Below are 8,343 nucleotides of genomic sequence, written 5' to 3'. Positions count from 1 at the left end.
AACAGGACCGTGAAACGACTTTGCGCCGATGATAGTGCTGCAACCAGTGTGAAAGTAGGTTATCGTCAGGCTAGTTATAAGCAAAACCCCGCAGAGTGATCTCTGCGGGGTTTTTTGCATTTGGGCGTCCGATTTGTCTCGTGAACGATTTGATGTACACGCCGCCGGATGATCAAGCGGTGAAACGCGTGGAGTCGGGACTCCACCCTACGAGTATCGATGAGCGGGGGGAATCAAGCGCTGCGCAACCCGGTATGGCTGAGGGCGGCACGCTCGAGGTTGGTCCACAGGCGGTCGTGTAGCGGCAGGACGATGACGTTACAGATCGGCTCGACCAGGGCAGCGATGCCGCCCATGGCCAGCGAGCCGGTCGCGACGAACATCACGCCGAAAGCGACGCCGGCATGCAAGGCTGTCTGGCTGATCTTCTCGGCCACCAGCGCCAGCGAGCGTGCGCCCAGGTCGCGTGCCCGGCGGCGCCACTTGGCCCAGACCGCTTCGTGATAGGGCAGCAGCAGCACATTGATGACCGGCTCCACCAGGATGGCGAGCCCGCCCAACAGCGGCGATCCTGTCATTGCGTACGCCAGCACATAGGCGATGCCCATGTGGGTTGCTATCTGGCTGAGCCGCTTTGCTGCAATGATCATGGTCCCGCTCCATCTCGAACAATCAGGAGCAAATGATAATCATTCTCATAAAATAAGTTAAACAAATTAATTTAACTGTATTAATAGGTTGGAGCTATCAACGGCAAGGCAAGGTGTGCAGTCGTTTATCCAGGTCGAGCACACCGAGGTCCGACGATGCGTCGGAGGGAAAGCGGCGCATCCTGGCCGGCGGCGCGATCTCCCAATCATTCGACAAGCGCGCACCGGATTTGTATTCCCAGTGCATCGACGTTGAAAAACCTGAGCCTGCGACTAGAATGAAACGAGTTACAGGTCGGGGAGGGCGCTGACATGGACACTCGAAGCACGCGCGCAGCAAGACGCATCGTGGCGGCGCTGCTGCTGGCCGGCGGTCTCGGCGGCTGTGCCGTCTACGCGCCGCCCTATGCCGCCTACGACACCTATCCTTATGATTCCGGGTACAGCTATCCGACCTATGTCGCGCCTCCCGTTTTCCTGGATTTCGGCTTTTACCAGCATCGCCACTACGGCAAGTACCACAGCGGCCACTACGGACATGGCTGGCGCGGCCATGGCGGTTGGGGGCATGGGCGGGGCTGGGGACACCGGCGCGGCGGGCGGCACTAGCGTCGGCTGCATCCAAAGGCAGATGGTTAACGGCCTGAACCAGGCAACACCTGACATCGGCATCGGCACAACTGTTCACCTGGCGTGACAGCCGCGCCGCAACACCTGTTCCGTTTTTGCGCAGCCTTCTTTGCGCGCGCAGGCATCCGCCATGGCATGCCGCTTGCACGAGACTGATCGATCCGATCAACTCAGCATGGGACACGCATGCCCCTGTCAGCTTCCGGCCTTCGCGCCGTCCAGCCATGAAGCGCCTGCCAAGGCGGCGCCCGCTTGCCATCCTCGTCGCGGCTGCGCTGCTCCCACCCTGCGCTTATGCCGAGCCCGACGCCATCCAGGGCGAGATCGCCCGTGTCGAAGTCGTCGGCATGGCCCCCTTGCCCGGTCTCGGCGTGGAGCGCGACCTGCTTCCTTATCCGGTGCAGCTGATTACCGACAAGGCGCTGCGCAAGGCCGGCGGCGACAACCTGGCCGAATTCATGTCGCGCAACCTCACCGGCGTGAACGTCAACGAGGTGTCGGGCAGCCCTTTCCAGAACGACGTCACCTTCCGCGGTTTTCGCGCCTCGCCCGTGCTGGGCAGCGCGCAGGGCATTTCCGTCTACCTGGACGGCGTGCGCGTGAACGAAGCCTTCGGCGACGTGGTCAACTGGGACATGGTGCCCGAGGCCGCCATCGGCAGCGTGCTGCTGGTCCCTGGCGCCAACCCTTTATATGGCCTGAACACGCTCGGCGGCGCACTCGCTTTCACCACCAAATCAGGGCTCAGCCATCCCGGCGGCGAGGCGAGCCTGTCGTTCAGCGACCGCGGCCGGCGCAGGGGCGACCTTGCCTATGGCTGGCGGGGCGACGCGGGATGGCACAGCTTCGTCGGCGCCACCTGGTTCGACGACGCGGGCTGGCGAGATTACTCTGACGGGCACCTCGGCAACCTGCTGCTCAAAGTCGGCCGCTCGCAGGGCGACACCGACTGGAGCCTCGCCTGGCTGGGCGGGCGCAGCCGCTTGCGCGGCAACGGACTGCTGCCCGACCTGTTGTATGAAGCGGACCGGCACGCCGTCTATACCCATCCCGACACGACGCGTAACCGCCTCGGGCAAGGCACCTTCAACCTCACGCACCGCTTGAATGCGGATAGCGAAATCAGCGCCACCGCCTATGTACGCAACAGCCGCCGCGACACCGTCAACGGAGACGTCAGCGAAGACTACGACGATTATGTCGAGGATTGCGAGGACGGTTTCGACGACGACGGCGCCGCGCTCGAGCCGGCAGACTGCGGATTCACGCGCGAGGAGGGCGCCGCCTTGCACCCGGGCGTACTGAACACCACCAGCACCCGCCAGCGGGCGCGCGGCGTCAGTGCCGCGTTCAGCATGCGGCGCGGCGCCGACCGCTTCGATGCCGGCATCACCTTCGACCACAGCCGGTCGGAATATGCCCAGTTCGAGCAGGAAGCGTTCATCAGTCCCGAGCGCGAAGTGCTCGGCGACCCGGACGAAGAAGCCGAGCTCGATGCCTCCGTGATCGGCAGTTCGCGCGCGCTCGGCCTGTACGTGGCGGCCAGCCATGCCCTGTCGCCCGCTACCCAGCTCACGGCCAGCGCACGCCTGAACCGCGCACGCGTGTCCAACACCCTCACCAACGAACGCGGCCTGCAGCCTGCGGAGAGTTTTACCTACACCCGCCTCAACCCCTCGCTTGGTTTCACGCACCAGCTCGGCGCTGGGGCCACCGTCTTTGCCAACCTCGCCCAGGGCAACCGGGTCCCGACCGTGATCGAACTCGGCTGCGCCGATCCAGACAATCCCTGCCGGCTGCCGGTCGGCTTGCAGGCCGATCCTTATCTGAAACAGGTGATCGCGCGCACGCTGGAAGCCGGGGTGCGCGGACGGCTGGCGGGCGGACGCTATGTCGTCTCCCTGCACCGCACGGCCAACCGCGACGACATCCTGTTCCTGAGCGCCCCTTCGGGCCAGGGCTACTTCACCAATTTTGCACGCACCCGCCACCAGGGACTGGACGCCTCATTGACCCGCCAATTCGGACCCGTCAACCTCCGGCTGGCCTACAGCTACCTCGACGCGCAATACGATGCGGCCGGCGAACTGTTCACCGGTGCGCGCAACGTGCAGGTCGAACGCGGCACCAGTCTCGCCGGCTTGCCCAGGCACAGCGGCAAACTGGCACTGGACTGGACGCCGCACCCGCGACTCGACCTCGGCGCCGACCTGCAGGCGGCGAGCAGCCTCGTCACGCAGGGGAACGAGGATGGCCTGGTTGAAGATGCCGCGCCAGGCGAGGACCCCGGGAGCGCCGACTGGCGCGTGCGCGGACATGTGCTGGTGGGATTGCGGGCGAGCTACCGTCCGGCGCCGGGCTGGGAGCTGTTCACACGGGTGAACAACCTGTTCGACCGCCGTTACGAAACCTATGGCGCGGTCACGCCGGATTTGTTTCCGAACGGGCGACAATTGAAACCGCATGAAGGCGAGGGGGACGCGGGTCACGCGCGCTTTGTCGCGCCCAGTGCGCCGCGGTCTATTGTCACGGGCCTTCGCTTAACATTTTGAATTCGGTCTGGCCGCATGTACAGAGCTCGCTGAGTATTGCATGAATTTCGACGAAGACTAAGGCGGGTCGAACGCTATACGCACTACAACGAGGCTGGACAAGCAGAAACGGTTTGTTTATAGCAGCCCAATATTAACTCGTGATAGGCGTTTTCCCGGCTGAGCAGCAACGTACGACAACTGCCGCTCAGCATCGCTCGCGAATACCCCAATAGCAACCCATCTCTCAGTTAAATTGATCCAGAGTATTGTTGAAAGTCCGCCACATTAGATTCTTATCAAAACGTGTGTTAATTTTTTAAATTTTGGACGCTAATGCCAATACCTTGATAAAACTCTACAAGAATTTCCTCCAAGGAAACTATTATCTTTCTACGCCGGGCGTTTTCCCAGCTTGTCGCGTCTAGGACCTTTAACTGATTAGGAGAGATCATGAAAGAGCTAAATCCAGTGGAAGTCGAAATCGTGTGTGGCGCAGGCTTCTCGCGTTCCGTCGGATCATTCTTGGGCTGGTTGTACGGTGCCGGAGCGAAGACGCAAAAACGAGTAGATTCATACGAAAATGAAATGCTGGGTGCCATGCAATACGGTGCCTGACATTTCAATATATACAATAAATAATTTACGAGGCAAAAATGCGTGAACTCGATCAAGATGAAATCACTGAAATATCCGCAGGGGCTAAAGCGTCTCCAGGGGCGTTAGCAAAAATCATAGCACTTGCAGGAGAAGCAAAGGAGTTTTGTGTAGGTTTTATTGAAGGCGTAAAAAAGGGATATAACGCCTAAGATGTGGATGCCACACTGCCATTTCAATGGCAGTGTGGCAGCTAAAATTTTTTAACGGGGACGATAAGTGTTTCTCAGAGATGAAACAGGACCGAACCTCGTAGCGAAAATCTGATGACGCATAACGCTGGATTATCGAACGGCGACGATTGGCACTCAAATCTAAATTTGGCTAAAAATCCAAGCGAGTAGAGAGCGCATTTGGCGTGTTCTGTTTTTTTTTGATATCGCAGTAACTATGTTGGTGGGCTTAAAACATCGAATCGGCTGTGCCGAGATGCCATTACCTCCCCCCACACTTTTGACTATTTTTGAAAAATGTATTTACGTCGAAATGTGAAACATCTGTGTTTCAGTTTCTGCTGCTTCATATAGCAGAAGTTGAGAACTAGCAGCACCCACATCAGTAATCACTTGCTTTGCGATGTATATACAGTAAGAAGCTACGTCGCGATAACAAGAGCAATGCTGAGCAAGAATTTTGTCAATAGTTTTACTTGGAAATCCTTAAATGCACCGTGTTCATAATAATTTCGGTGCATGGCTCTGCAAGCACCTTTCTTGACGGTCTTGAAAAAATCGATTGGCTGATTAAATTTTTACTACAAAATGCAAAAGTCAAATAACAGTTTTGGCGTATTCTTACTTGCAGAAAATACATTCTCTGCAATATGGTGCGGAGTCACTTTGGGTTGTATCTCATCGTCCATATTATATTTCATTGATGCGCTATTAAAAGCTTCGACAGCTGGATTTTTAACGTCAGAGCCGACATTAAGTCAAATTGATATGGCGGGATTGGCGGTAGTTGCAATCTTATTCGCGCCAGCGTTTGAGACATTAATTTTTCAAGTTCTCGTTTTCGAGTTAATTGGAGTTGACTCACTTAGCAAGCTGAAAAAGGCGATGGTTGTGAGTACGCTTCTTTTTAGCGGTGTGCATTACATATCTGGAGGTTTTGAGCAAGTTCTTAAAATGATCTTGGTGGGAGGGATGCTTTCTTCTGGCTATGCCTGGGCTCGCGGGAAATCGATGCCATCGGCTATTGCATTGACAATCTCTGCTCATACGGCACACAATGCTGTGCTTATAATAGCGGAATTTATCTGGGCTTCTAGTAAATAATTTAGTTATTTCTGCTCAGGGCAATAAGGAAGTATTGGTGTATATAAGAGATGTTACAAATGCATGGATCATTTAACAGGTACATGTTATCGATCTAAATTTTTGATCGTCCTCCGTTTTCTTTGCGCTATTCATACATTCCTACTGTGCCACGCTGTTCCATACTTTAAAAGCTTGAGGACTGCGGTGCCTAAATTTACAACGCGACTGGTCGTTCAAAAAGTATACTGCGCGCTGACCCCCACCATCCACTGCCGCCCCGGCGCCGCCTCGTAGTAACGGCGGTTGGCATCGCCCACGATCACCGAGCCGACATAGTCGCGGTCGAACATATTGTTCAGGCGAATGAACTGCCGGAAGCGCCATGGCCCCACCGATTGCCGCGCCTGCACCCGTGCGTTGACGATCGCGTGGCCGGGCGCCGGCTGTTCGGTGTTGCTGTCTTCCGCATACACCTTGCCGCGGGCGATGGTTTCGAGCGCGGCGCCGAAACGTCCACCCTCGTCGCGCCACGCCAATTCTCCGAAGAAGCTGGCGCGCGGCACGCCCGGCAGGCGGCTACCGGCGGCCACGCTGCCGAAGCCGGTTTCGTAGGTGGCGCGCAGCACCGTCAGCGCCATCCGGGTGCTGAAGCCGGCGCCGAGATCGCTGTTGAGCGAGACCTCGGCGCCGCGGCGCAGCGTTTCGCTGGCATTGCGGTAGCTGGTACGCCCGCCGCCCGAGGTCTCGACCACCAGTTCGTCATTCGTGCGCACCTGGAATAACGCCCCCTCCACGCGGGTGTGCTCTCCCAGCTTGGCCTTGGCGCCGACCTCGACGTTGCGGCTGGTTGCCGGGCCCAGGTTGAAATTAAACCCGGTGCCGCCGGCCGAATAAAACAACTCGTTCAGCGTCGGCGTCTCGAAACCGCGCGCCGCGCTGGCGTACACGTTCAGTTGCGGCGAGACCTTGTACATCGCGGCCACGACAGGCGTTACCTTGCTGTAATCGACGTCACCGCTGTCGTTGCCGTTGGCAAGGAAGCGATCGCTCACTTTCACTTTCAGGCTGCTGCGGCGCAGGCCTGCCGTCAGGATCCAGGGGCCGCCCTCCCATTGCGTCTGCAGGTAGGGATCGAGGTTGTAGAGCTCGTTGGTCTCGTCGCGCCGTAAAGCGCCGCGGACGCCGAACTCGTTGCCGATGAAGTTTTCGTAGCCCTGGCGGTCGTCCTCCGAGCGGCTGTATTCGATGCCGGCGGTGGTGCTGAGCTTGCCGCCCCAGACCTGGCGCACCGCCAGCCACTGCAAATCTGCCCCATAGAAATCGCGGTCGAAATCGATGACCCCGCCCGAATGGGTGGGCGGCGCCTGGAAGCCGCGCGAGAACGACTGGAACTGGATGACCTGGCGGTTACCGGCCCAGGCCGTCAAGCGCAGGCGGTCTTCTCCGAAGCGTTGCTCGAAGGTGGCGCCTGCCTGGGTGTGCTCGATGCTCTTTCTCGTGTTGTAGCGCTCGGCCAGCGTGCGCTGCGGCGTACGGGTGTCGGTGAGGTCGATTTCGCCGGCGCGCGGGTCGCGCTGGAAGGTGGCCCGGGTCACGCCCAGCGGATCCTGGGTGTCGTCCTGCGTCAGCGTGCTGGCGGTGACGGTCAGGCGGCTGGTGTCGCTCGGCTTGACGCTCAGCTTGGCGAAGCCCTGGTCGCGCCGCGCGGCGCTGTGCCAGCGGTAGCCGTCGGTATCGAAGCGCGACATGTCGACCAGGTAGCCGACCCCGCCGGCCTCGCCCTGCGCGTTCACGTCGACCTTGCGCATGCCGTCGCTGCCGCCGGAAACCGTCGTCTCGAGCGACGGCCGGCCGCTGCCTTCGCGCGTAAACAGCTGGATCACGCCGCCCGAGTGGTTGCCGTATAGCGCGGAAAACGGGCCGCGCAAGACCTCGATGCGTTCGGCCAGGTCGAGGTTGAAGGTGGCCGCTTGCCCCTGGCCGTCCGGCATCGAGGCCGGTATCCCGTCGGCGATCAGGCGCACGCCGCGCACGCCGAAGGCCGAGCGGGCGCCGAAGCCGCGCGAGGAAATCTGCAAGTCTTGTGCGTAGTTCTCGCGATTATGCACCACGACGCCGGGGACCACGGACAACGCCTCGGACGCGTTGACCCGCAGCTGGGTGTCGCCGATGCGTCCCGCGTCGACGATGTCGACCGCGCCCGGGAAGTCGAAGCTGTCCTGCTCGATCCGGCTGCCGGTGACGATGACGACCGGGATCGGCCCCTGCGCCAGCAGTTGCGGCTGCGCCTGCGCCTGGCCGGCGGCCAGCGCCGTGCCGCTTGCCGCGAAGTTTGCCGCCAACGCGGCGCCGCCCGTCGCAAACAGCGCCGCGATGGCGCGGCGACGGGAAGGAAATGGTTGCTGCATGCATGTCTCCGATAACGGTGTTGGGGTGAATGCCGGCCGTGACACTGGCCACACCGTGCAATTCAAGCAATAACTTTGCCATGGTAACCCGATGGCACGCCCCTTGCATTGGAGGTGAACCGGGCGCACCAGGCAGCGCATCGACGGGCCGGCGACACCGCAAGGCGGCACACCTGTTCCAGGATCGGGACAGCTGCCACGGCAGTGT

The 8,343-nt window shown here is 59.7% G+C and carries 7 protein-coding genes; 5 read left to right on the top strand and 2 right to left on the bottom strand.

Annotated elements, in window-relative coordinates; translation table 11 throughout:
• Positions 1-233 precede the first annotated feature (233 nt).
• Complete coding sequence (locus ACWCIA_RS22455) at positions 234-650, bottom strand: DUF2061 domain-containing protein (RefSeq protein ID WP_454166704.1); 417 nt, start codon at positions 648-650, stop codon at positions 234-236.
• A gap of 312 nt (positions 651-962) precedes the next feature.
• Here ACWCIA_RS22455 and ACWCIA_RS22450 point away from each other — a divergent pair, with 312 nt between their 5' ends.
• From ACWCIA_RS22450 to ACWCIA_RS22430, 5 genes are all read left to right on the top strand, one after another.
• Complete coding sequence (locus ACWCIA_RS22450; protein WP_454166703.1) at positions 963-1,259, top strand: hypothetical protein; 297 nt, start codon at positions 963-965, stop codon at positions 1,257-1,259.
• A 245-nt stretch (positions 1,260-1,504) separates the two neighbouring features.
• Positions 1,505-3,832 (top strand): TonB-dependent receptor, encoded by a 2,328-nt coding sequence (locus ACWCIA_RS22445; protein WP_454166702.1) that lies wholly within the window; start codon positions 1,505-1,507, stop codon positions 3,830-3,832.
• A gap of 432 nt (positions 3,833-4,264) precedes the next feature.
• On the top strand, positions 4,265-4,429 hold the full coding sequence (locus tag ACWCIA_RS22440) for a hypothetical protein (protein WP_454166701.1): 165 nt from the start codon (positions 4,265-4,267) through the stop codon (positions 4,427-4,429).
• 38 nt (positions 4,430-4,467) lie between these two features.
• Positions 4,468-4,620 (top strand): hypothetical protein, encoded by a 153-nt coding sequence (locus ACWCIA_RS22435; protein ID WP_454166700.1) that lies wholly within the window; start codon positions 4,468-4,470, stop codon positions 4,618-4,620.
• Positions 4,621-5,229: 609 nt separating this feature from the next.
• Positions 5,230-5,745 (top strand): CPBP family glutamic-type intramembrane protease, encoded by a 516-nt coding sequence (locus ACWCIA_RS22430; protein WP_454166699.1) that lies wholly within the window; start codon positions 5,230-5,232, stop codon positions 5,743-5,745.
• Between the two features lie 215 nt (positions 5,746-5,960).
• Here ACWCIA_RS22430 and ACWCIA_RS22425 read toward each other — a convergent pair whose 3' ends face one another.
• Positions 5,961-8,135 (bottom strand): TonB-dependent receptor family protein, encoded by a 2,175-nt coding sequence (locus ACWCIA_RS22425; RefSeq protein WP_454166698.1) that lies wholly within the window; start codon positions 8,133-8,135, stop codon positions 5,961-5,963.
• Between the last annotated feature and the right edge of the window lie 208 nt (positions 8,136-8,343).

It is taken from the genome of Massilia sp. SYSU DXS3249 (assembly GCF_053668055.1).
Note: the sequence above shows the minus strand (reverse complement) of the source record. Positions and strands in the feature narration are given on the sequence as shown.